General features: G+C 39.7%; 20 protein-coding genes and 2 riboswitches. All 20 genes read right to left on the bottom strand.

The window, feature by feature from the left end; all coding sequences use genetic code 11:
* Window positions 1-299 precede the first annotated feature (299 nt).
* The 20 genes from ptsG to D0469_RS10065 all read right to left on the bottom strand — a co-directional run bounded on the left by ptsG (window position 300) and on the right by D0469_RS10065 (window position 24,608).
* On the bottom strand, window positions 300-2,384 hold the full coding sequence (ptsG, locus tag D0469_RS10165; protein WP_117326631.1) for a glucose-specific PTS transporter subunit IIBC: 2,085 nt from the start codon (window positions 2,382-2,384) through the stop codon (window positions 300-302).
* Window positions 2,385-2,537: 153 nt separating this feature from the next.
* The gene (locus D0469_RS10160; RefSeq protein ID WP_233523017.1) at window positions 2,538-2,696 is read right to left on the bottom strand and encodes a CAT RNA binding domain-containing protein; all 159 of its coding nucleotides are present in this window, start codon (window positions 2,694-2,696) and stop codon (window positions 2,538-2,540) included.
* Window positions 2,677-2,772 (bottom strand): CAT RNA binding domain-containing protein, encoded by a 96-nt coding sequence (locus D0469_RS21645; protein ID WP_233523016.1) that lies wholly within the window; start codon window positions 2,770-2,772, stop codon window positions 2,677-2,679. Before D0469_RS21645 ends, D0469_RS10160 begins: the two co-directional genes overlap by 20 nt.
* Window positions 2,773-2,989: 217 nt before the next feature.
* Window positions 2,990-4,321, bottom strand: a complete 1,332-nt coding sequence (locus tag D0469_RS10155; RefSeq protein WP_117326630.1) for an NCS2 family permease — start codon at window positions 4,319-4,321, stop codon at window positions 2,990-2,992.
* Window positions 4,322-4,456: 135 nt separating this feature from the next.
* Window positions 4,457-4,558: riboswitch (purine riboswitch) on the bottom strand.
* Between the two features lie 157 nt (window positions 4,559-4,715).
* Window positions 4,716-6,269, bottom strand: coding sequence for a glutamine-hydrolyzing GMP synthase (gene guaA, locus D0469_RS10150; protein ID WP_117326629.1), 1,554 nt, complete (start codon window positions 6,267-6,269; stop codon window positions 4,716-4,718).
* A 234-nt stretch (window positions 6,270-6,503) separates the two neighbouring features.
* Window positions 6,504-6,605, bottom strand: a riboswitch (purine riboswitch).
* A gap of 34 nt (window positions 6,606-6,639) precedes the next feature.
* Window positions 6,640-8,832: a DUF4129 domain-containing transglutaminase family protein gene (locus D0469_RS10145; RefSeq protein WP_117326628.1), complete on the bottom strand. Its 2,193-nt coding sequence runs from the start codon at window positions 8,830-8,832 to the stop codon at window positions 6,640-6,642.
* Entirely contained in the window at window positions 8,829-10,037 is a 1,209-nt protein-coding gene (locus D0469_RS10140; protein WP_117326627.1) for a DUF58 domain-containing protein, read from the bottom strand. The genes D0469_RS10145 and D0469_RS10140 overlap by 4 nt, the downstream gene beginning before the upstream one ends.
* A gap of 7 nt (window positions 10,038-10,044) precedes the next feature.
* On the bottom strand, window positions 10,045-10,992 hold the full coding sequence (locus D0469_RS10135) for an AAA family ATPase (protein WP_117326626.1): 948 nt from the start codon (window positions 10,990-10,992) through the stop codon (window positions 10,045-10,047).
* 271 nt (window positions 10,993-11,263) lie between these two features.
* The gene (locus D0469_RS10130) at window positions 11,264-11,758 is read right to left on the bottom strand and encodes a GNAT family N-acetyltransferase (protein WP_117326625.1); all 495 of its coding nucleotides are present in this window, start codon (window positions 11,756-11,758) and stop codon (window positions 11,264-11,266) included.
* A gap of 1,296 nt (window positions 11,759-13,054) precedes the next feature.
* Entirely contained in the window at window positions 13,055-14,236 is a 1,182-nt protein-coding gene (locus tag D0469_RS21880; RefSeq protein ID WP_117326623.1) for a gamma-type small acid-soluble spore protein, read from the bottom strand.
* A gap of 1,255 nt (window positions 14,237-15,491) precedes the next feature.
* Window positions 15,492-16,211, bottom strand: a complete 720-nt coding sequence (locus D0469_RS10115; protein ID WP_117326622.1) for a hypothetical protein — start codon at window positions 16,209-16,211, stop codon at window positions 15,492-15,494.
* A gap of 488 nt (window positions 16,212-16,699) precedes the next feature.
* Window positions 16,700-17,704, bottom strand: coding sequence for an aliphatic sulfonate ABC transporter substrate-binding protein (locus tag D0469_RS10110; RefSeq protein ID WP_407675737.1), 1,005 nt, complete (start codon window positions 17,702-17,704; stop codon window positions 16,700-16,702).
* 34 nt (window positions 17,705-17,738) lie between these two features.
* Window positions 17,739-18,497, bottom strand: coding sequence for an ABC transporter permease (locus D0469_RS10105; RefSeq protein ID WP_117326620.1), 759 nt, complete (start codon window positions 18,495-18,497; stop codon window positions 17,739-17,741).
* Window positions 18,430-19,272 carry an ABC transporter ATP-binding protein gene (locus tag D0469_RS10100; RefSeq protein WP_117326619.1) on the bottom strand — a complete coding sequence of 281 codons (843 nt, stop codon included), beginning with the start codon at window positions 19,270-19,272 and terminating at the stop codon, window positions 18,430-18,432. The genes D0469_RS10105 and D0469_RS10100 overlap by 68 nt, the downstream gene beginning before the upstream one ends.
* Before the next feature lie 512 nt (window positions 19,273-19,784).
* Complete coding sequence (locus tag D0469_RS10090; protein ID WP_117326618.1) at window positions 19,785-20,561, bottom strand: sulfite exporter TauE/SafE family protein; 777 nt, start codon at window positions 20,559-20,561, stop codon at window positions 19,785-19,787.
* A 644-nt stretch (window positions 20,562-21,205) separates the two neighbouring features.
* Entirely contained in the window at window positions 21,206-21,631 is a 426-nt protein-coding gene (locus D0469_RS10085; protein WP_117326617.1) for an OsmC family protein, read from the bottom strand.
* A gap of 507 nt (window positions 21,632-22,138) precedes the next feature.
* Window positions 22,139-22,915: a sulfite exporter TauE/SafE family protein gene (locus D0469_RS10080; protein ID WP_117326616.1), complete on the bottom strand. Its 777-nt coding sequence runs from the start codon at window positions 22,913-22,915 to the stop codon at window positions 22,139-22,141.
* Between the two features lie 54 nt (window positions 22,916-22,969).
* Complete coding sequence (locus D0469_RS10075; RefSeq protein ID WP_117326615.1) at window positions 22,970-23,197, bottom strand: sulfurtransferase TusA family protein; 228 nt, start codon at window positions 23,195-23,197, stop codon at window positions 22,970-22,972.
* Between the two features lie 44 nt (window positions 23,198-23,241).
* On the bottom strand, window positions 23,242-24,369 hold the full coding sequence (locus D0469_RS10070) for an MBL fold metallo-hydrolase (RefSeq protein WP_117326614.1): 1,128 nt from the start codon (window positions 24,367-24,369) through the stop codon (window positions 23,242-23,244).
* Between the two features lie 47 nt (window positions 24,370-24,416).
* The gene (locus D0469_RS10065) at window positions 24,417-24,608 is read right to left on the bottom strand and encodes a DsrE/DsrF/DrsH-like family protein (RefSeq protein WP_407675736.1); all 192 of its coding nucleotides are present in this window, start codon (window positions 24,606-24,608) and stop codon (window positions 24,417-24,419) included.
* Between the last annotated feature and the right edge of the window lie 89 nt (window positions 24,609-24,697).

Here is a 24,697-nt window from a genome sequence, read left to right as displayed (position 1 = left end):
TAAAACGTTGGCGCTTTGTTTTGTTCAGTTTTCAAAGAGCAATTTTCTTGCCGCGTCCTTCAGAAGCGACTTTATTAATTTACCATCACACAAACAAGAAGTCAACACTTTTTTGAAAATAGATAAATCATAGTAAAAACATCTTGCTGATGTATGTAAGATAATAACATCTATAGACCGGACTAGTCAACTGTATGGCAAGGAAATTAAAATGTTAATTTTATCCATAATCAAATGCTATAATATAATAAAGAAGCAGCTGTAACACCATTACTGTGCCCAGCTGCCACTTTGGCTTACTACTTAATAGAAATAATATTCTCTTCTTTACTGTTTACACTGCCTATCTTTTCAAGGTGCACCGTTTCTCCTGCTTTCAGGTTGGTGAAAACAATCGGCGTTATAATGGAAGGAGCGTTATTTTTCACGTAATTTAGATCTACTTTTAATATAGGCTGTCCTTTTTCTACTTTGTCTCCCTGGGAAATGAGGGCTTCAAATCCTTCTCCTCCTAGTTTGACTGTATCAATACCAACATGGATCAATATTTCCCGCCCCGTGTCTGATTCTATGCCCAGGGCATGCTTTGTCGGGAATAGATTCACAATTGTTCCATCGACAGGCGATACAATCAGGCCATCTTCTGGCAGGATTGCAAACCCATCACCCATCATCTTCTCGGCAAAAACCACATCCGGCACCTGGCTGATCGGCTTTATTTCACCTTTCATAGGTGAAATGAATTGATCAAGTTTAGCTTCAATATTCTTTACTTCATCATCGTTCTTTAGTGTTTCAGGTACTACTTCCTCAACTTGCTGCTCAACTTCGTCTGTCATAGCTGACTTTTCTGCTTTTGATTTTTTGCCAGACATAATATCCTTCATCTGTCCTTTAATAGTTTCAGAACGCGGACCAAAAATCGCTTGAATATTATTTCCAACTTCAAGCACTCCTGCCGCTCCAAGTTTTTTCAACTTTTCCTTATCTACTTCTTTTACATCATTTACAGAGACCCGCAGGCGTGTGATACACGCGTCAAGATGAGCGATGTTTCCTTGGCCGCCCATTGCCTGCAGGATGTCGCCAGCCAGATTTCCAGGTTTTCCAGCTTTATTTTCCTCTTCTTCTGTCTCTGTTTCAACTTCCCGCCCTGGAGTCTTCAAATTAAATTTGCTAATTGCAAAACGGAAACCGAAGTAGTAAATCACAGCCAAAACTAAACCGACAGGGATAACTAACCATGCATTTGTCTGAGGGTTAATTAGTCCAAATAAAATGTAATCGATAAGACCACCCGAGAAGGTCATGCCGATTTTAACATTGAGCAAATGCATAGTCATAAATGATAGTCCCGCGAACACTGCGTGAATCGCAAATAAAACCGGCGCTACAAATAGGAAGGAAAACTCAAGCGGTTCAGTAATACCGGTCAAGAACGAAGTCAAGGCTGCTGACGCCATAAGCCCGCCAACAATAGCTTTTCGTTCCGGGCGGGCTTCGTGGTAGATTGCTAAAGCCGCCGCAGGTAATCCAAACATCATAAAAGGAAATTTACCTGTCATGAATGTTCCGGCAGTCAAATCCTGTACCCCATCTTTAATTTGGGCCATAAAAATAGCCTGGTCCCCTTTAACAAGTTTTCCAGCTTCACTTGTATAGCTGCCAAATTCAAACCAAAATGGTGAATAGAAAATATGATGAAGGCCAAGAGGAATTAACGACCTTTCAATTAATCCAAATACGAATGCAGAAAGTGTCAAATTGGCTCCTAGCATATTTTCAGAAAAAGAATTTAAACCATGCTGTATTGGCGGCCAGATCACAAGCATAAGCAATCCGAGCAAAACAGCACTAGCTGCAGTAGCGATTGGCACAAATCGTTTTCCTGCGAAGAATCCTAAATAAGAAGGAAGTTCAATTTCAAAGAATTTATTATACATATAGGCTGCGACAATACCGACAATGATGCCTCCAAATACTCCGGTAGACAACGTTGGAATACCAAGCACATTTGCAAATTCTTTGCTGGCTTGAACATCTTTTGCTTCAATTCCAAGAACGGTTCCCATTGTTACATTCATAATTAAAAAGCCAATAATTGCCGCTAATCCGGCTACACCCTCTCCTCCAGCAAGCCCAATTGCAACCCCGACTGCAAACAGCAGGGCCAGGTTGCCGAAAATAATATCTCCTGCACTTTCCATGACAGAAGCAACCATTACTACACCATCGCTCTGAAGAAAAGGTGCAAATTGAATTAAAGTCGGGTTTTGCAGTGCATTACCAAACGCAAGCAAAATACCTGCCGCAGGCAAAATAGCTACCGGAAGCATAAGAGCCTTACCTACTTTTTGTAAAACACCAAATATTTTTTTAAACAAGGTAACACTACCTCCCTTTTTTTGAAAGCTTATAAAGCGATTACATGTACTACAAATAAAAAAGCATAAGCAAAGAAGGACGAGAGCTGCCAGAGATAATATTCCCTAACTCAGCTGCTATCAATCGCCTTTCCCTACTTATGCCTGATCGAATCAGTAACACGTAAAGCAAATGGTCATTAATTTAATTTTCTTTTGCAAACGTTCTTTATAGTTTTCCTGCTTGTTTTCATTTATTAATTCAAACATTTTCTCGGTCATATCTGCCGGGATTTCGTCGCCCTTTGTCCGGTTAAATCCGATAATTGCCAATGAGAATCACTTCACTTGGGTGGCTGGCAATAACCACGTTATTATTTAAAACTTTTTTTATCGAAAAAGGAGACATTTTAATACCCCTTCATTATTAATATCAACGTTTTGGACAGCTACTAGCCTTCACCAAATAACAGTATGTTATTAGAGATGATAAGATAGTCAATCAGAACACATCACATGTAAGGGCCATATGCTATTACCACGGCATCTCATCTAAGTTAATTCCAGACTATTTTTTCTTTCATTTAAAAAGGGATTCAGCTGGAAAGCCGAATCCCTTTAGTGGTCTATTCTGTTAAGAAAGCAAAATACAGGATAAATATGATAAAGAAAATGTACATAATCGGGTGAATTTCTTTTGTCCGCCCTTTTACCAGCATCGTGATTGGATAGAAAATGAATCCTGCTGCAATCCCTGTCGCAATACTGAAAGATAGCGGCATAGTAATAATGGTCAGGAAGGCTGGAACAGCAATTTCAAATCGATTCCAATCTATATTCTTTAAAGAAGATACCATTAATACTCCAACAATGATTAAAGCTGGTGCAGTTACTGCTGAAGTTACTACTGAAAGTACCGGGAAGAAGAATAAAGAAAGCAGGAAAAACCCGGCCGTGACAAGTGAAGCAAATCCTGTTCTCGCCCCTGAGGCAACTCCGGCAGATGATTCAATATACGAAGTAACTGTTGATGTCCCAAAAATAGAGCCGATCATGGATGCAATGGAATCGGCAAATAGAGCTCGGCCTGCACGCGGCAATTTGTTATCCTTCATCATCCCTGCCTGGTTTGCCACCGCAACCAAAGTTCCGGCATTGTCAAAGAAATCTACGAATAAAAACGTTAAAATCATCCCAAGCATTGTAGTCGTATAGAATGATGGGTCTCCAAATGCACTGAACAGTGTTCCGAATGTTGGCTCCAAGCTCGGAACTGCACCTACTACTTGTTCAGGTGCTTTGATTAAATTAAAGATCATACCCGCAATAACAGTCAGAACCATTCCATAAAAAACGGCTCCATTAATCTTTCTTGTCATCATAATTACTGTAACAACAAGGCCGAAAATGGCAAGAAGCGTATTTCCGGCTCCAAGATGCCCTAAACCAACTAGTGTTGCATCATTATTAACGATTATTCCAGCATTTTTTAAACCGATAAATGTAATAAACAATCCAATCCCCGCACCAACTGCATGCTTTAATTCAACCGGGATTGCGTTGATGATTTTTTCACGAAGTCCAGAAATAGTAAGAAGCAGGAAGAATACACTGGAAATAAATACAGCTGCCAGGGCATGCTGCCATGGTGCGCCACTGCCTAATACGACAGAATAGGCAAAAAATGCATTTAATCCCATACCGGGGGCAAGAGCAATCGGATATTTACCCAGAAGTCCCATAATAATAGATCCTATTGCCGCTGCTAATGCTGTGGCAACAAAAACTGCACCATAATCCATTCGCATCGCATCTGGCAAATCCGGGATACCATCCAGCGTAAGAGTAAGCGGATTAACAACTAAAATATATGCCATGGCAAGGAATGTCGTCATACCGCCGATAAATTCCCGGCGATACGTAGTGCCATGCTTTTCAAATTCAAAGTACTTCTTCATTTCTATTTTCCTCCTAGAAAATCTGGTTGTTCTTTTAAACTTTAACCCAAAAAGAAAACGCCCCGAAAACCGAAGCGTTAACTAAAAAAATTGTAAAAGAGTTAGGGGATAACAAAGTATAAATGCAGGTTTGCCCTATTCTTTCATAATTAACGTAGTCAAGCTATTTTCGGCAGCTCGGTAGAAACTTATGGGCCATATCCCCAACATTATACGACTATTTATGACAAATTATTCAATTCGTTTTTATTTTAACAGAACTTTTTTCCTAAATCAATATAAAAAACGAACATTTTTTAAAGAACAGTCAATAATATTCGTTTTTCAAGGAATTAACTTGGCCCGGCAGTGAAAAGAAAATTCTACTGCCGGGCCATAAAACACTTAAATTATCTTATTCCCATTCAATTGTTGCTGGCGGCTTTGTTGTAATGTCATAAACCACCCGGTTAACATGGTTCACTTCGTTAACAATACGCGTTGAAATCAATTCAAGAACATCCCATGGAATTCTGGCCCAATCGGAGGTCATTCCATCAATAGAAGTCACCGCACGGATGCCGATTGTATAATCATAAGTACGCGCATCCCCCATTACTCCTACACTGCGGATATCAGGCAAAACCGTAAAGTATTGCCATATTTCGCGCTCCAATCCAGCCTTTTTGATTTCTTCGCGTAAAATGGCATCAGATTCGCGGACAATCTCTAGCTTGTCCTCAGATATTTCACCCAGTACCCTGATTCCAAGGCCTGGACCCGGGAACGGCTGGCGCCACACTACTTCATCGGGAATGCCAAGCTCGGTTCCCAACGCACGCACTTCATCTTTAAAAAGCGTATTTAGCGGCTCGATCAGTGTAAATTGCATATCCTCTGGAAGGCCACCTACATTGTGATGAGACTTAATTGTCTGCGCAGTGGCTGTTCCGCTTTCAATAATATCGGTGTATAAAGTACCCTGTGCCAGAAACTCAATACCTTCTAGCTTTGCCGCTTCATCGTCAAACACATAAATAAATTCATTTCCGATGATTTTGCGTTTTTGTTCAGGATCCGCCACACCCTTGAGTTTATCAAGGAAACGATCCTTTGCATCCACTTTAATGACATTCATATGGAAGCCTTCACTGAACGTCTTCATGACACTCTCTGCTTCGCCTTTACGCAATAATCCATGATCAACAAAGATACATGTCAATTGATCACCAATGGCCTTATGAATCAGCACAGCAACAACAGAGGAATCCACACCGCCGCTTAAAGCACATAATACCTTTTTATCTCCAACAAGTTTCCGGATTTTTTCCATCTCAATTTCAATGAAGTTTTCCATAGACCACTCACCGCGGCAATTGCAAATATTGAAGACAAAGTTCTTCAATAACTCGTTCCCATAAATAGAATGGCGAACTTCCGGATGGAATTGGACAGCATACAGATTCCTTGATTGATCACTCATCGCTGAAATCGGACATGAGACGTTAGTTGCATCAATCGTAAAGCCTTCCGGTGCGCTTACTACCAGATCTCCATGACTCATCCATACAAGCTGCTCCTGAGGTAGATCGCGGAACAATGGAGACTCGTTTTTTACTCTCAATGTAGCTTTGCCATACTCTCGCTGCTTCGCAGGTTCAACGACTCCGCCAAAATGCTTTGCCATCAGCTGCATTCCATAGCAGATTCCAAGGATAGGCAAGCCCATTTCAAAAATTCGTTCGTCACATCCAAAAGCAGTTGCGTCATATACGCTGTTCGGACCGCCGGAAAAAATAATTCCCGCTGGATTCATTTTTTCTATTTCTTCCACTGTAATCGTATGCGGATGCAATTCGCTATACACTCCGAATTCACGGATACGTCGGGTAATCAACTGGTTATATTGGCTGCCAAAATCTAATACGACAATCATTTCCTGGTTATGCAATTCTGTTTTTCCTGGCACAAAGGTCACCTCATTTAATATTTTCCCATTCAGGCGGCAGACACAATATACCACCCGAACTAAGGTCTGTTATAAAAACTCATGCAATACGTATGTAGCTATTATTTTAAACTTCCCATTAAAAAAAGCTAGTATCCGCCTCAGTATAGAAGGCAGATTCTAGCTGGAATAAGAGGATACATTGTTTTTTAGCATCCAGTCATATATCTCAGAATTAGTTGATAGCCAATTCCGATTCCATTAACCCGCCTTCATAGTCAAATCATTTACGGTGATCTGGTAGAAACTTTCGAACCCTATTTTCGAAGATATATGAAGGTATACGTTTTTCTCAATTGCTTTTTATTGTATCAACAGGATAAAAAACCGGTCAAGCTATTGTTTTTTTAATTAAATTTTCCCACAATTCACGCGATTCTTCCCAAGCCGGCAAAGTGGCATCCCCTCTGTAAACGACCTGTTCATACCGCTCGGTTAACCGCTTCATTTCGTTGGAATAGAAATAGTTATCAACAAATTGGGCATATTCCCTTAATGTCTGACCCTCCGGCCGTTTTAAGCCATACCGGTTCAATTCTTGCAGCAGAGCTGCATATGCCTTGCCAAAAGTACGATCATCCGACTGGCTCTTATAAAAAACCACTATCAGTCTTGGCAGCCAAATCCCTCGTTTCCTGTATACAAATAATCCGATTAACGTTAGCAGGGCAGAAAGGATAACATAAAACTTCCAATTAATTTCTGACCAAAATGCTGATCCGAATGTACTTCCTTTTACTTCCCTTTTGGGTTTCTCAGGTGTGTCCTCTACCTTTGCAGGGGCCGCTATAGCCTGTTCTGCTGTATTGTCAACAGAAGAATTAGCTGAAGATGCAGCGCCTGCTGAAGAATAAAATCGGGAACTGTTCGAAAAACTTTTTGTCGGTTCAAAAGGAACCCATCCAGCATTCGGAAAATAAACTTCAACCCAAGAATGGGCGTTATTATTTGTTACCTCATAAACCCTTTTCCCATCTAAACTGGTCATGGTTCCTTCCGTATATCCTTTTACCCACCTGGCAGGGATGTTTACGGAACGGAGAAGGACCGTCATGGATGATGAGAAATTGTCACAATATCCTCTTCTTGTTTCGAACAGAAATTGATCAACATAATCCTGCTCCTCCTCGGGATATGGAATATTTACCCGATCATAAACAAATTCTGGGCCGTCAAAATAATCTTCAATTGCTTTTGCCTGATCATACCAATTGTCCTTTCCCAGGATAAGCTTTTGAGCCAATTCCCTTACCCTTGATGGAATATCCGGCAGCTGCCTAAACTCCTGCATATATTCCGAAGTATAACCGAACTGTTCAAAGCTGTTGACCTTTTTCAATTGATCAATGTCATAGCGCGGATAGTCATACTCAATTTCATAATCTTGAACCATTGCCTGGCCAGATTCATCTTGGTAAGAACGGATCTTGCCGGTTGTTTGGTTCATCTCGAAGTAATCTGCATCGCCAGAACTAATTCTCGTCAAAGCTGAAGGTTCGGGATACGGGATATGGGCTGCCCGTAATTTAACGGTTACTTTAGCTTTATAATTATTGGTTTCCACTGAAGCAGGAAGGCTAAATGATCTCTGTTCCATAGCATTATCGATCCTTATAGAACCAGTTGTTTCAGAAGCCCTCCAGCCTTTCCCTGTATAAATATCTTTCGTTTCTATCTTCCAATAATGCCTGGCGGGGGCATCTGCATATAGAACAACAGTATCATCATTGGCGAATCCTCCGCCAAGTTTAGAGTCATCCTCTCCATAGCCGACCTTTTTCGTTCCGGAATTACCGGTCACTTTATCAGAATAAGATGTAAAAAATGGAACGGGATCCGGCCAAATCGGATCATGCTTAGGTGCTGCAAATCCAACATAAGAGCTGGACGCAATGATCACGCCGAGAGGTACCAGCCATTTCCACACAGCCCCTAAATGCAGCCGGATTTGTTCAGTATCAGCCATCCTATAGAGCGTCAGGGAACCAAGCATCGCAAAACCCGTTATGACCATCCTAACAATCGCAAAGGTTGCATCGTATGGCGTAAATGTATCAAGGACGGATATAAAAATCACGGTAATCAGAAAAAACAAAAAAATGCTTTTCCGAATGGTAAGCCAATAGTGTATTAGATAAGTCATCAGCCATAGCAAAATGAAAAATAAAATGGTCCTAAATTCATTTGATAACGCCACCCAATCTGCCGCAAACACCTGGGTTAAACTTGTGCTTACATTTTCTGCTAAGAGAATCACCCAATCAGGCTTCAGAAAGGGCAATTCAAAATACAAAATGTTGATAAAAGCGGTGATATAGGATACTAAGAAAAGAGTCCTAATCAGAATTTTCACCTTAAAATAATGAAGAACGAAGGATAGAACAATAAACCAAAGAAAGGGATATAAATGTTCTGTATCGGTAAGCTGTTTTACAGGCCTTAACCATTCCCAAAGCAATATAAATCCAAAGAAATACATAGAGACAGACAACCATTTGCCAAGTCGGTTAAATTCATTGGTCACTGTGCCTTCACCCCTGAAAAATCATCATTATCTAAGGAATAATCCATATATTTCAGCTTAATCCCTTTAAGAAGTGCCGTTTCTCTCAGCATAACCTCTTCCTTCGTCAGACTTCTCCCCTTCTTTATACAATAGACAGTAACAGGCCGATTCGCACCAACGGTACCGATCTCTTCAATGTGTTCCCTGGTAACATACGAAGTCACTAAAAGAAGTGTCACATGGAAAGGGAGCCACTTTTTGCTGTTTTCCATTACCATTTTCAAACGTTCTCCAGCTGCTGGCTGCGAAGTTGCAAGACGGTAAAACAGCTTATGCCTCTGAACATCACCGCCGCGTACGGATACTATACCTTCCGCCTGTCCAGTAGAAAAGTAGCCCAACTGGACGCCGTTTTTAATAATGGCCTGGACCAATGATGCTGTAAAAACTATCAATTCTTCATATACCTCTGATTTCCGTTCATCCAGCAGCAAAAAGACATCCTGGCTTTTGCGTTCTTCGAATTCCTTCGTCATAATATCATTTCTCTTGGCGGTCGCTTTCCAATTGATCCAGGATAATTTGTCCCCCGGCTGGTAGTCCCGGACTCCTGATACAATGGAATTTTCCCGCTGTAGCCGGACCGACGAGCTTGTCTGCCCTTGATCAAACAAATTTGCAAGCTGCCTAAAATTCATATCATAATACGCGGGATAGGCAAGAATCCTGCCAGGAATTTCAAAGGTGGCTTCCTTCGTAAACAACCCCAAGAAATCCCCGGTTTTAAGGCGGATAGATAGAAGATGATGCTCACCGCGAGGCACTCCATCAAGCGAATAGGATAACTTGATTTCCCGTTTGAACCAAGGGAAAACAAGTGATTTAACTTGCGTGGAAGAATCTGGTTTAAGCTGATAAGGCAGCAGTTCCTCCACAATCAGGAAAACGAGCGGGAAAGGGAACCCTCTAGTGATGGTTACAGTAATATCCACACTATCACCCGCCTTGCATTCAAGCTTTTCTATATCCCTTTCCACATTAAAGTCTTTTACAGGATGGAAAAATAATAGCATAGGATAAAGTGCAAATGGCAAAAAGCTATAAAACAAAAACCAGCTGACAAATCCCCCTTGAAACATGGCATAAGTAAATACTGCTGCAAATAGTACAACCAATGAGAGCAGCTTTACATAGCTTTTTGCGTAATAAAAGGCTTTTTTCATGAGGGATTCACCTTTGAACCGGGACTGCTATTCTTGCAATAATATCCCGGACGATTTTTTCAGTGCTGATTCCTTCGTACTTTGCCTCAGACTTGAGGATAAGCCGATGGGCAAGCACTGCTGGGGCAAGATACTGTACATCATCAGGAAGAACATAATCTCTTCCCTTCAGCAAAGCATACGCCTGTGAACCTTTCATCAAAGCGATCGAGCCGCGTGGACTTGCACCTAAATAAACGCTGGTATGTGTCCGTGTTCGGCTACTGAGCTCAACGATATACCGTTTTATGATTTCATCCACATGGACAGCCTTCGCCTCAAGCTGAAGATTCTTCAGCTCTTCAAGAGTAATCACAGGTTCTAAATCTTCAATTGGGTGTGAGTATTGAGCTCTGTTCAGGACTTCCATTTCTTCAGATATCTCAGGGTAACCCATGTTAATTTTTAAAAGGAATCTGTCGAGCTGTGCCTCTGGAAGTGGATACGTACCCTCATAATCGATAGGGTTTTGAGTTGCCATTACAAAAAAAGGCTTCTCCATTTTTCTTGTTACTCCGTCAACTGTCACGCTGGATTCTTCCATTCCTTCAAGCAGCGCCGATTGAGTTTTTGGAGAAGTACGGTTAATTTCGTCTGCGAGGATGATATTTCCCATAATTGGCCCTGGTTTAAATACAAATTCCTGTTCTTTTGGATTATAAATAGAAACCCCCGTGACATCTGACGGCAACAAATCTGGAGTAAATTGAATCCTTTTAAAATTGGCGCTGATGGATCTTGCCAGTGCACGGACCATCATTGTTTTCCCAACGCCAGGTACATCTTCAAGCAGTACATGGCCTTCCGCCAGGAGCGCGACCAGGCTTAATTCAGCAATATTCCGCTTTCCAATAATAACATGATCTATATTTTCCAATACTTTTTCAATAATTGGGTGATGTTCAGTGTAGGACATTTATTTCCTCCTGGAAGCAAGTAATTTCCTAAAATTAGGTATCATGTATGATATTCGTTATCATTCGCCAAAGTCCTCTAAATTTCGAAATAGTAAGTTAGATATGATTAAAGATGTTTACAATGCCATTAATAATTATACGGGTTAACGGGGTATTCGTTGCATTCTTTTAAAAAAGACATCCCTTAGTAAAGGATGTCTTCATAAACACTATAACTAATTATTTCACTTTTTCACATGGGTTTATTTCGGAAGCTGGATACCAAAGGTTTTAACTAATGACATACCTATAAAACTTTTTATCAATTTTTAAAATTGGAAATGCTGCAGGCAGTTCTTCAGCAGTTATTTCTTCGAAACCATGCTTCTCATAAAATCTATGGGCTGCCACAAATTGCAATGTAGTTCCCAAAAAGATTTCATTAACTTCTTTTTTTCGTCCCCACTCAAACACTTTGTTTAGGAGGAGGATAGCTGTTTTATGTACCTTTCCTCTAAATTCCTTTGCCACAAATACCTTTCTTAAAGCACCCTGGTGGTTTCCTATATCAAGCAAGGCAATTGTTCCAACAACACGTTCGTCTGAAACAGCGACCCAAAAGTTACCGTTTTCCTTTTGATAAAAATTTTCAATATTAAATAAATCCGGCTGATCCTCCTTAGTTATTGGTATACCATATTCCTGTTGCTGGATATGAAGGATCAAATCCACAACCTGTGATTGATAGCCGCTTGTATATTCTTTTACTTCTATTTTTGTTTCCACCTTTTCACATCCTCATTTCCATAACGAAATTCCGAATACTGGTCGTAATTCAAATAAAAATTATTTAATTCGATTGTCAATTATAAACGTCTAACCCATTCCTTCTGCACTTCCAATGAACCATGTTGGACTTTAACATGTACTTTCCATACTTTATATACACAGTAGGCCTTCAAACTTTCCGGGGCTAACGGAACATCATTATTGTGGGTGTATTCTTCAAGAAATAAACGGTTTAATATATTTGCATATTTACGATGATGAAGTTTAGTGACGGCCTATAAAGGTTATCAGTTTGGCCTGCTTCCGCCCGATCCCAGACCTGGATAGATACATTAATATTTTCGGTGCATATACATCATGGATCCTTTATCTCCAGCGTCAACAGCTTATGGAATAAATCTCCTTAGTTTTACAAACGATAAAGCCGTGGAGGTGTTAATATGAAAAGTACAACTCATAACCATAACCTGTATATAGAAAACCGATAAGGATTGATCCGATCATGTTAGAGAATCGACCCACACCATATGGAAATCCTGTACCAACTGCGGGCGCTTCTACATGAAATAGTTCTGGTAAATGCTGCTACACGGGAATCGAACCAGTGCTTCTCTATTCTGATAATGTTTTCAAACTTATTCTTATTTTAAAGATTCTTTATATGGATCTCTTAAAAAGAATAAAACTACTACAGTAATGGCTGCACAGCCTATAACGTAGAACGTCGGCGAAAAATTATTACCTGTAATTGAAATAAGATCGTTGCGATAAAGGGTGCTGTGCGTATTAAGAAGACTAATGATAGCAGAGATAGAATAAAGTCCAGGTAACAACTGGTTGAATTTTATTCTTATGATTTCTTCTATTTTACCTAGGGTCATCATTACCTCCCGTAACATGTTACTTATTCTGAATATGATTCTACCGTTAATATTTATCACACTAACTAATAATAAAAGTAATTGCAAAGTTTAACAAAAACAAGTGTTAGAAGCAATATTAGCACCGGAGAAGCTTCTGTAAGGTGTGTTTGAATGTTTCCAACCGGAAGAGAACCAGATAATTCACCTGCGTAATTAGTTCGTCAAGTTGTATTATATCCCTTTATATGTAATTGTTTTAATTTAAGCTTGGTGATAATCCATGGCCAAAATATGGTGATTCAACGAAAAAGAAAAAAATCTATTATTAGGAAGTATCCATTACAACTTCCTAATAATAGATCAATTTTATTTACCGTTCTAAAATGGTTTATCAATAGAGTCCATTTTTTTTGAACGAAAAGCCGATGGGTTACTCACCTTGTTTTTGCGTGCCTTGGTTCCGTCCAGCAGATGCCTGTTGGTTTTGTTTCTTTACTTGAGCTGCCGTATTTTCGCTCGCAAACTCAGTACCATATTTTCCTTGTCCGGCTTGTCTTTGGCCGCTCATTTTTTTGCCGGCAGACCCTTGTTGGGGTTGGTTCTTCGCTGCACCGCCGCTAAACTCGTTTGCGAACTCAGTCATCAGGTTATTTAGCTTTGAACCTGCTTGTCCCTGGGTCCCTTGGTTCTTACTAGCAGAAGCTTGCTGGTTTTGTTTTTTTACCTGAGCTGCCGTATTTTCGCTCGCAAACTCAGTACCATATTTTCCTTGTCCGGCTTGTCCTTGGCCGCTCATTTTTTTGCCGGCAGACCTTTGTTGGGGTTGGTTCTTTGCCGCGCCGCCGCTAAACTCGTTTGCGAACTCAGTCATCAGGTTATTTAGCTTTGAACCTGCTTGTCCTTGGGTCCCTTGGTTCTTGCCAGCAGAAGCTTGCTGGTTTTGTTTCTTTACCTGAGCTGCTGTATTTTCACTCGCAAACTCAGTACCGTATTTTCCTGGTCCAGTTAGTCCTTGGCCGCTTATCTTTTTGCCGGCAGACCCTTGTTGGGGTTGGTTCTTTGCCGCGCCGCCGCTAAACTCGTTTGCGAACTCAGTCATAAGGTTGTTTAGCTTGGGGTCTGCTTGTCCTTGGGCGCCTTGATTTTTCCCTGCTGACGGCTGTTGGTTTCGATTCTTTGCCGTATCACCTGTAAACTCATTTGCGAACTCAGTCATGAGTTTTTTCAGACCTGCTTGTGCTTGGCTGCCAGTTGAAGCTTGTTGGTTCTGTTTCTTCGCTTGAGCAGCAGCAGTATTTTCACTCGCGAACTCAGCACCGAATTGCCCCAGTCCAGTTTGTGCTTGTCCGGCTTGATTCCGGCCGACTGAAGCTTGTTGGTTTTGGTTATTCTGTTGACTTCCCATGTGGGTTGCACTACTGATAGTTTGATCAATAGCATTAGTTGTTTCATTAACAACATTCATTGCAATATTCTCCGCTGCTTGGATTGTGTTTTGGACAGCATCAAAGGCAACACCGGCAGTATGTTTAATATATTCGCCTATATTATTGGCTATCCCTTGGTTATTTCCATTGTTATTTTGATTATTGTTTTGATTTTGATTGGACATTATTTTATTACACCCCCTGAAATAAGGTTGTGCAAAAACGAAACCAATGTTACATGGAAAATTTGTATCAGAATAGGTCTTCGATATATGTTCATTAGGGGAATTCTTTCTTACTTCAGTTCGAATTTTAATTATATTGGATCTATTTACTGGAAAGATGTCTCCCCAGGATATCCAATCATTCTTAACAGGTAAAACAGCAAGGCCACTAAATTAAATTCCTTTTTGTAAGCAGTCGTTGAAATAGCAACGTTTTTTAATTCGGGTTTAGGGGCAGTTTAAACAGTGCTTGCCGAAAGTCGAGGGAGTGTAAGATTTAAGGAAGCCGTTGTTTTGTTATCCGTTAACATAATGTGGTTTGTCTGAATGTATTAAATAGTGCATTTTCCCATTTAATTTATATTTCTAACAAAACACGGAAATTTTAACTTTTGTCGATATCTACTCAGACTTTGTAGATATTTCTCGGGAAATGTTGAAATTTAAAAAATGGAGAATATGGACCTAACTTTCCCTCTTGAAACTGTACTAGTATTGATTTTCTTACAGTTATATCAATAGGGGTGAATCAGAGAGATATTACTTTCTTTTCAATTTTTAACACGAATGAATTTGAGTTGATTTTCGAATATTAGAACTTGTTCAGGGAAACCTTCAATTTAAAGTAAGCCATATCGTTTGTTAGTTCGACATGGCTTCGCCTGTATAGAAAAAGAGCAATATTAGTTTTCATCAGATGGCTTTTAAATTGTTTGGAAGTATGGGCGACAAAGTCCTATGCATCTTTCTACCACTACCTCTTTTACATGCGGTCTTCCAACTTTCTTTTGTTATTATAAGGCTGCATTATCTATGGGCCTTTGCGTATCGTCATACGTTATAAGTGGTCCTCAATGCCAATCCTTAAAAATTCATGTTCATTTTGCTCTTGGTTCGGCCATATTTTGAAGAATGGATGCTGCAAACACCAATTATATCTAATTTATTCAAATACGATATAACTGGACATCGTTACTCCTTATAATTGGATTATATATTGCACCTTGAAAGCCTTCCGTATCGCGTAACGATATTAGGGTGTCATGTCGCTTGAATAAGATTATTTAAGATTGTAAAGTTATTTAGTTTAGATATCGTTTTAAGAAGGGATCAGGATTTGGGTTGTGCCTTCGTTTGTCTTTGCCAATACGTTTATAGCACGTATGTGAATCAAATATCATATCATAACTTGCTCAATCTTTACGAAATTAAAACCTTAACGGCCACCTAATTTACGGAATATTGAGAAAATGCCGCCCCGTTTTTCATTGCGTTTTTGTATCTCTTCTTCTAAACGTTTATTAAAATCACTTTGCAAATTCCATTCTTTTTTCTGTTCGTTCCGCATATTTTGTATTTCTTTTTGCAGGATTTGGCTTCTTTGTTTTTCTTCTTGCAGCAATGTTTCGTAGTGGGTATTTTGTTGTTCACTTAATTTTTCAATTTTAGCATTAGTTCTTTGTGCTGAATTTCCAATACTTGAACTTATAACATGATGGTCTTGCTGGAGTCGGGATACCTTTGTTTTAAGCTGTGCCATATCGTTTTTCAGTTGGATATTCACTTCACGTGTGGCTGCCAGTTCATTGACTACAAACAATAAGACCTCTTTTAACTGACTGGGGTCCTGTGGTAAAGCTTCATATGTATCGTTTATCGCTATCTCCGTTTCATGGGATCCTTCTAATCTTTCTTTCTGTTGATTCACAAGATCTTTAGCCGTATCGTCTAGGGGCTTTTCCGTATCACGTAACGCTATAAGCGCTCGAATGTCAGACTGAACAAAGATACGCCGGTCGCCATCCTTCAAAAACTCATATCCATTCCGCTCTAAGATTTGGCCATACTTTCGGACTGTGGGAGTTGCAATTCCCACTTCTTCCGCTACCTCTTTGGAAGAGAATGCTTTTTCATTCGGTTGTATATCGCTTCGCATATCGCACCTCCTCTCATAAATATGAAGGTTTTTAAATGTATTTTCAAGAGACATATCGCTCATATCTCCCGAATGAGCAAATGCCGAAACGCAAGGTATTGCAATCGTTTTTTTAGATAAATTTTCAACCGACCTTGTCTTTGATGAGTGGTTTGGAAATAAAGGAGCCTTTTGTAGACGTACATTAATTGACCCATAACACTTTATGAAAATATGTCTAATAAACAGAAGGCCCCCACCGTTGTGAGTATACTGAAGAAATACCTTCATTAAATAAAAACCTCAATGCTTCCAGACTTTATGATGATTATTATACCATCCCGCCTTAAGGTGAGCATTTGTAACATCTTTCACCATCGTTTGCCAAAAGCTCGGTATCTTAAAGTTTTGCAAGTTTAACCGATTTACTTACTCCTCTGCTCTTCAAATAAAAAAGTTTTGGGCTTATTTGCAAAAGCCCAAAACCTTTTTAATCTGAGTTAAAAACTTTATTTTACTTCGTTGAGCAATTTCAGATCCACCAAACCTTCAATATCATTGCTCGGAACATATCCGGCTTCTTTGCTGATGTCAGCCATTTCCTGAATAACTTTCTCATTTACATCGGTTGTTACAGCCAGACGTGAGAAAGCGGCTGTCACTTCGTCTTTGTTTAACTCTTTACCTGTTAAATCTTTAAGGTGCTTAATTACAATTTCCTGGCTTTCTTCAGGGTTGTTCTGAATAAATTCCACAGCTTTCTTGTGGCCATTCAAGTAAGCCTTTGCCATATCTTTATTTTCCGCAAAGTCTGCTCTCGCTGCTACTACTGTATTGGTTGACTCCTTACCCCAGGCAAACTGATCCCAATCAAGCAGCAGCTTCCCTTTTGCCTGATTTTCGAGAACATATCCCCAAGGCTCCTGGGTTGCTGCAGCATCCACTGATTTCTGTATAAACAATGGTGCTGTATCGGCAGGAGCAGCTGCAAATAACTCTACTGTTCCACCATTCGTTTTTGCCTTTAAATTAACCTCTTGGAGTGCTTTTCTTAACATTACGTCCTGGGTACTGCCGATAACGGGAATTGCAACTTTTTTGCCGTCTAAATCTTCCAGACGATCAATCTTGCTGTCTTCTCTTGCCACAAGAACCGCCCCACCGTTAACAGCTCCGGAGATCAGTCGATACTCCTTATTTTTAACATAAAAGTTCAGTAAAGGACCAGGGCCGACTGTACCAACGTCGATAGCCTTGGTAGACATTGCTTCCATGAAAAGTCCGCCATTACTGACAGTTTTCGTTTCTATCTTTACATCTTTTCCGAACGCTTCTTTAAAGAAGCCTTTCTCAAGCGCGACAATGGTCGCTATATGTGTTAGATTTGGGAAATACCCAATTGTGATAGTATTGTCGTTTGAATTGCCAGCGTCTTTGCTGCCTGATTGGCCGCATCCGCTCAGTATACCCATTACCAATACAATAAGTAACAGATAAAGCATAGATTTCTTCATTATTTTCTCTCCTTGTTGACTGTTTTTATTAATCTTATCGTCCTCTTAATCCCCATTTTACTTCTACACTTCGTTCCAGCCTTGAAAAAACAACATTGTCCACGATTGTTCCAATAATGGCAATAATGATCATTACAGAAATCACAAGATCCATTTGTCCGAGCGAACGTCCCATTTCAAGGAGCTGTCCCAGTCCTCCCCCTCCACCAAGAAGTTCCCCCGCCATAAGCGCACGCCAAGAAAATGCCCAAGCAATTCTCAGCCCTGATATAATCTGAGGCACAGACGCAGGTAGAATAACAGTACGAAGAAAATGGAAACCGCTTGATCCGTATGTCTTAGCAACACGTTGGTACAGCTGTGGAACATTTTTAAATCCACTTGTTGCGTTTACGGTCATTGTCCAAGTCGCACCGATTGTGACAATGAACAAGATGGAAATATCGTTCAATCCAAACCAAATAATCGCTAACGGAAACCACACGATACTTGGAATCGACTGAAGAGCGGTAACAACAAATCCAAGCGTATCTTCAACGATCTTAAAACGCCAGATAAAGTAGCCCAAGATCAATCCAACAATGATAGCAATCGTAAATCCAAGCAGGATACGGCCAAGGCTTTTACCGATGGCTGCAGTTATTTGCCCGCTCATTAAACCGTTCGCAAGCGTTTCAAATACCTGGGTCAGACTTGGAAACATAAATTCCGGAAGGCCGGATAATCTAGATGTGACTTCCCATATCGCCGCTATCACCGCGATGAAGATGATTCGTCTTAAAGCTGTAGTCATCACCCATCTCCTCCTTCAATACCTTCTCGATTTCTTCCTGTAAGATTGATAATATTTTTTGTTCCGTTTGTAATGTCACACCGTCAGGCATCACTCCATCTTTCATCGAAGGAACTGTGATGGTTTCTTTGATCTTCCCTGGGCGGGTTGCAAATACGACAACCTGTTCGGAAAGTAATACCGCTTCCCGAATATTGTGGGTCACAAAAAAGATCGTTACTTTTGTTTTTCTCCAGATTTCTAGCAACTCTTTATGCAAAACCATTCTTGTCTGTTCATCAAGTGCAGAAAATGGCTCATCCATTAATAGAATATCAGGTTCCATCACTAACGCTCTTGCTATGGAAACCCTTTGTTTCATCCCTCCTGAAAGTTGGTGAGGGTAAGAATCGACATAACGGCTAAGATGGACCATTTTTAAAACTTCAAGTGCTTTTTGTTGTGCCTGCTCCTTCGGCATTTTTTTCAGCAGCAAGCCGTATGTTACATTTTCCAATACGGTCAGCCACGGAAACAATCCAGCCTCTTGAAAGACCACTACTCGTTCAGGACCTGGTTTTGTAACCAAATTCCCAGCTACCCGAATTTCACCCTGATCCGCTTTATCCAGGCCTGCTATTAGATAAAGCAAGGTTGATTTGCCGCATCCTGAAGGACCGACGATCGATACAAAACTCCCCTTTTTAACATTCAGGTTAATGTTATCCAGGACTTTGACTTTTTCTTTTCTCTCATTAATAAAACTCTTCTCTATTCCATCTATCGTCAAGTACATGTGGTCACCTCAATTTTAAATCCAAGTAGGTCTATTTGTTTTCTTCATATATAATGATTAATAGTAGGACTTTTGTCAACAACATTCTACAATTTCTGTATTTACGGATTAGGGTAATTCATTCATATTTATCACAGAATGCTCGGCTGCAATTCGCTCCAGATACTGGCGAGCGGTATTTAAGTATGGAACTATAATGTAACAGGGGTCGTAAGCGTTTAGCGACCCCTTTTTGTAGAACAAATTAAAAGTACTTGACGAAAATTTAAATGAGAGTATAATCCATAGTATACAAATAGGAATTAAAGGAATGGGAATGGAGGCGTGTTCTTTGAATATATTAAAATATCTTTTTTTAGACATTTGTCCTAAATGTAAAAAAAGACTGAATACTAATAAGTCAAATAAAATACTTTCTCTTATAGTTAAAAGTTGTCCAGATGAACATTTTGAAAAGGTATATCATCCTGCTCTTGAAACATACGTAGAGATAAATAAATAGCGTTTGTTCCTTACAAAATGTCTATCCAAATTTTTAATGTTGCGGCTAATATTAGAACAGACAAAAGTACTTGTAAGACTTTGATATTAACTTTTTTTCCTGTAATAGCCCCTAGTGGAGCTGCAATTAAACTTGAAATGACAACAATTACTGCGGGTATCAACGGAACCTGCCCTGTCGTTATTTTTCCCACGGACGAACCAACGGAAGATATGAATGTTATCGCTAACGAGGATGCTATTGTCACCCTAGTAGGGATTTTTAATACGAGAAGCATAATTGGCACCAATAAAAAAGCACCGCCTGCTCCAATAATTCCGGCTGAAATACCCACTACCAATGAGAGTACACAAGCTAACCATATATTGAAAGATACTGACTCTAAAGTTTTATCATCTAATCCCTTCTTTGGCATGAACATCATAATTACTGCAATGAGTGCCAACACCCCATAGACCAAATTAACCTTATCCTCATTCAATAACTTGGATCCATAGCTGCCAAGAAGGCTGCCGACAAAAACACATATCCCCATATAGCTAATTAAAGATTTATTTAAGTAACGCTCTTTACGATACACCCATACACCGCTAATAGATGCGAATAATGCTTGTATAGTGCTTATTCCTGATACCTCATGCGAACTAAATGATGCTAGTCCTAGTAAAGCTGGTAAATACAAAAGCATGGGGTAATTAATGATTGCCCCGCCAATACCAAGCATGCCGGACATAAATGATCCTATAAGTCCAATGATGAATAATGTAATGATCAGTCCAATGGTCATTGTTAACCTCCTTAAACTAAAGGAATTCTGCTTTAAGTGACCCTATCTTTTATTATACGCCTTTTCTAATAAGAATTTATCAGCGCTGTTAAAACATGCAATGCAAGTAATGTCCTCTTATTGGTCATTACTATACTGTAAAAAGTTTTCATTAAATCCTGCAAGTCCCCTGCTAGTCTTGAGAATGTTCAAGCAAATGTTTTATATTATATCCCTTCATTTTCTTCAGATAATTTTAACTGTTTTCGCAAACATATTTAGAGAAATATCAATGGTATCTTTAAATTTTGCTGAAACACTTCCATCCATTTTAATATATAAAGCACCACCTTATGCAATCAAAAAACCTCGAGTGTATTTGCCTTGAGTCATTCTTGCTATGCGTTTAAGGCCGTTGTGCCGAATTAAAGAGGAAAGTTGTATATTTTTCTATTAATGCGGCCGAGTAAAAAACAAAAGAGATGCTTTAATCTTTTACAGACTAAACATCTCTTTTATCGTGGATAAAATTAATAAGTACGACTGTATGTAGACACAATTTTATTATCGTGTCCGCTTGCTGATCCATTATGTTATAGTGCTGTGCTGTCCCTTACTCTATTCAGTACTTAGGAATAGTACAAACAATTTCAGGAAAAAACAGCTTATATATTTTGACTGCCCTTAACACCATTAATAGAATAGCTGGCTACAACATTTACATTTAGTGAATGAGATACAGAACAATACTTATCTTTTGATAGCTTAATAGCACGTACTACCTTATCTTCAGGAAGTTCTCCTTCTAGTGAATAATGAATATGAATATCGGTAAATCGTCTTGGCTGTTCTTCTGCCCGTGATCCTTCTATTTCCATTTTAAACGCACTAGGCTCAAATCGCATTTTTTTCAAAATCATTACGATATCAATTCCTGTGCAGCCAGCTAGCGAATGTAAAAGCAATTCCATTGGTCGTGCTCCGCTATTATTTCCTCCTACCTCTGGAGCAGCATCCATCTTTATTTCATGACCAGATGGTGTTGTACCTGAAAAAGCCATATCTCCTGTCCAATTAATTGTTGTCTGCATAGGTTTTCAATCCTTTCTATTTTTGTTCCTGCTTTTAATTATGGAAGAAGTATTGATTAATCACAATTCTTTATTGTTCAAGATATTGTGAGTAAGTTAATTATAATCATAGAGCTTAGTATTTTCTATGTTATATATATTGCTTTAAGGATTTCAAATTACATAGGTCTACTTAGCATTATAAAAAGGTTAACCGCTCTTTATATTGCTAAGAAGATAGTGACATCTTTTCCTTATCAAGTATTCCCAGCCTCGGTTCACCGCTTTATAAATACACCTTTGTGAATTTTAACAACAATCACAAATTATATAATGAAACATTAACAAAGCTTTTATATTACTTTTATAATTAATATAATGACTCCTGCCAGAAGCCAAATGAAAAACCCAGGACATATTGGAGGTACCCATCTCTTTCCGGTTCTTTCCTTAGTGATGCCTCAAGAACCTTGACTACAATGCATCTTTGTTATCATATTTATCACCCCGTTCTGGCCCCTGCAGAAGTTATAAAATGTCTAACCAAATTTTCACTGCAGTTGCTGTTATGATAAAAGCTAATATAATTTGAAGTATTTTTGTATTCATCTTTTTCCCGGCCATTGCACCAAGAGGAGATGCGATAATGCTGGCAATCACCATGATTAAGGCAGGGTAATAATTGACTTGGCCGGTTGTAATTTTTCCAATTGTTGCACCAATGGATGAAATAAAGGTTATGGCTAACGAAGAAGCAATCGTCATCCTGGTTGGTATCTTCAGAACGACCAGCATAATTGGCACCAAAAGGAATGCTCCTGCCGCCCCGACAATACCACTGCCGACCCCAACTATAAGAGATAAAGAAGCGGCCAGCCACTTGTTAAACTTCACTTGGTCAAGAGGAATATCATCGATTCCCTTCTTAGGTATAAACATCATTACGGCAGCGATTAAGGCGAGAACCCCATATACTATGTTTATGCCATCTTCAGACATTAACTTGGAACCATATCCTCCAATAAAACTGCCTGCTAAAATACTGGCTCCCATGTAGCCAATCAGGGTTTTATTGAGATAGCCCCCTTTTCTATATGCCCATATTCCGCCAATCGTAGCGAAAAAAACTTGTACAGCACTAATGCCTGAAACCTCATGCGAACTAAATGCTGCTAGACCGAATAAGGGCGGGATATATAAAAGCATCGGATATTTAATGATTGATCCGCCTATTCCAAGCATCCCTGAGATGTATGAGCCTATAAAACCGATTAAGAAAATGGTGATGATAAATACAATGTCCATCTGTAGACCCCCTTTACGGAAAAGGGAACCAAACTTGGTTCCCTTTTTTACGTGTTAACCTTTTTTAATCCAGAATTGCAATACACCATTTTCTTCTGTGGATTGCAATAACTCATGTCCACCAGATTTTGACCATGCAATTAAGTCTGCCTTTGCACCCTTATCTGTCGCATGGACTTCCAGCACTTCTCCAGATTGCAGTTCATTGATCGCTTTCTTCGTCTTAACAATTGGCATCGGGCAAGCAAGGCCTTTTGCGTCTAATACTTTATCTGAATTCATAATTCATCTCTCCTAATTTCATATTGATTATCTCTAATTGTTAGTTATCGCACCGCACAACGGTTAGGTCCGATTTCCATCTCGCGCCGCTGTTCTTCATCCGGTGTAATCTTGCCCATATTTGTTTCACGGATTTCTTGATATGCGTTTGGCTGTGGAGGCAGGTTGCCGGTAACCATGTTTCTGAACTCTTCTTCATCCGTAATGTTTAAACCATGATTTTCTGCGAAAAGTGTTCCGAGTTTCTTCGCAACGCTTCCGTCATCGTTCAATTCCTCAATGATCATGAAATGAGCCGGAAGCACAATCAGTTCTTCTGAAAGTTCTCTATAACGTTTGTACAACGTCTCTCTCAAGTCCCCCACCCAGTCCTCAGCAAGTCCTGCCAAATCTGGTCTTCCGATGGAATCGATGAAAAGGATATCTCCAGAAAGTAAGTACTTTTCATCCACGACAAATGACGTGGAGCCGATGGTGTGACCCGGAGAATAGAGGGCTTCAATATTGATCGTTGTATTCCCAATGGTTACACTGTTTCCGTCCTCTAATGGTTGATACTCAAATATTACTTCTGTTGCATCTTTAGGAGGCAGCCAGTAAGTTGCATTTGTTCTAGCTGCAATCGTTCTTCCGCCTGAAATGTGGTCAGCGTGAAGGTGTGTATCAAAAACATTTGTGATTTTTGCTCCGATGCCATCGGCGAATGCAGTGTATACATCTGCCATACGGGTCGAATCAATGATCGCTGCCTCGCCATTAGAAACGACCATGTAGGAAAGACATCCTTTTCCGATGCGGACAAACTGGTAGATCGCTCCACCATCTTTTAGATCTCCAACTTTTACGGGTTCTAGATATTCACTCCATGCTTTCATTCCGCCTTGCAGGTAAGAAACATCACGCCCTGCATCTGATAGCATTTCTGCCACCATGATGGATGAACCTTCCTTTGCACACACAACTAAAACCTCTTGATTGATTGGAATTTGATGAAGGATGTCCTCTACCCCGTCAAGCAGGTCAAAATACGGAATGTTCAGGTATTCAAAATTTTGTCCTTCAATTTTCCAATCTTGAAAAGCATCTTCATTTCGCACATCCAGAATGAACAATTCCTTCTTATCAAAAACTCGTTGTGTAACCTCTTTAGCCGTCATCATAATTACTGACATAACCAATACCCCCTATAGTATATTTTTTGATAAAAAAATATTACTGTTTAAAATGCAAACGTAACATCCGCGTCTTTGGCAGACTCAAGGAATGTCACTGCAGCGCCCACTTTAGTACCTTCAACAAAATCTTGTTTTTTAAGCCCCATGACATCCATTGTCATTTGGAATACGAGGAATTTTAACTCCCATCTTTTTCTCCATTGCAAACAGTCCTGGGATCGAGGGTAAATTGTCATTAGTAAAACCTTCTGCAAAATGTCCCTTGCACACCGGCATGGTTAGTTGTTGTTCCCTTGTTTTAACATGGGAATTGGAGCAGAGAATT

It is taken from the genome of Peribacillus saganii (assembly GCF_003429095.1).
Lineage (GTDB): Bacteria > Bacillota > Bacilli > Bacillales > DSM-1321 > Peribacillus > Peribacillus saganii.
This window is presented reverse-complemented; position numbering and strand designations above follow the sequence as displayed.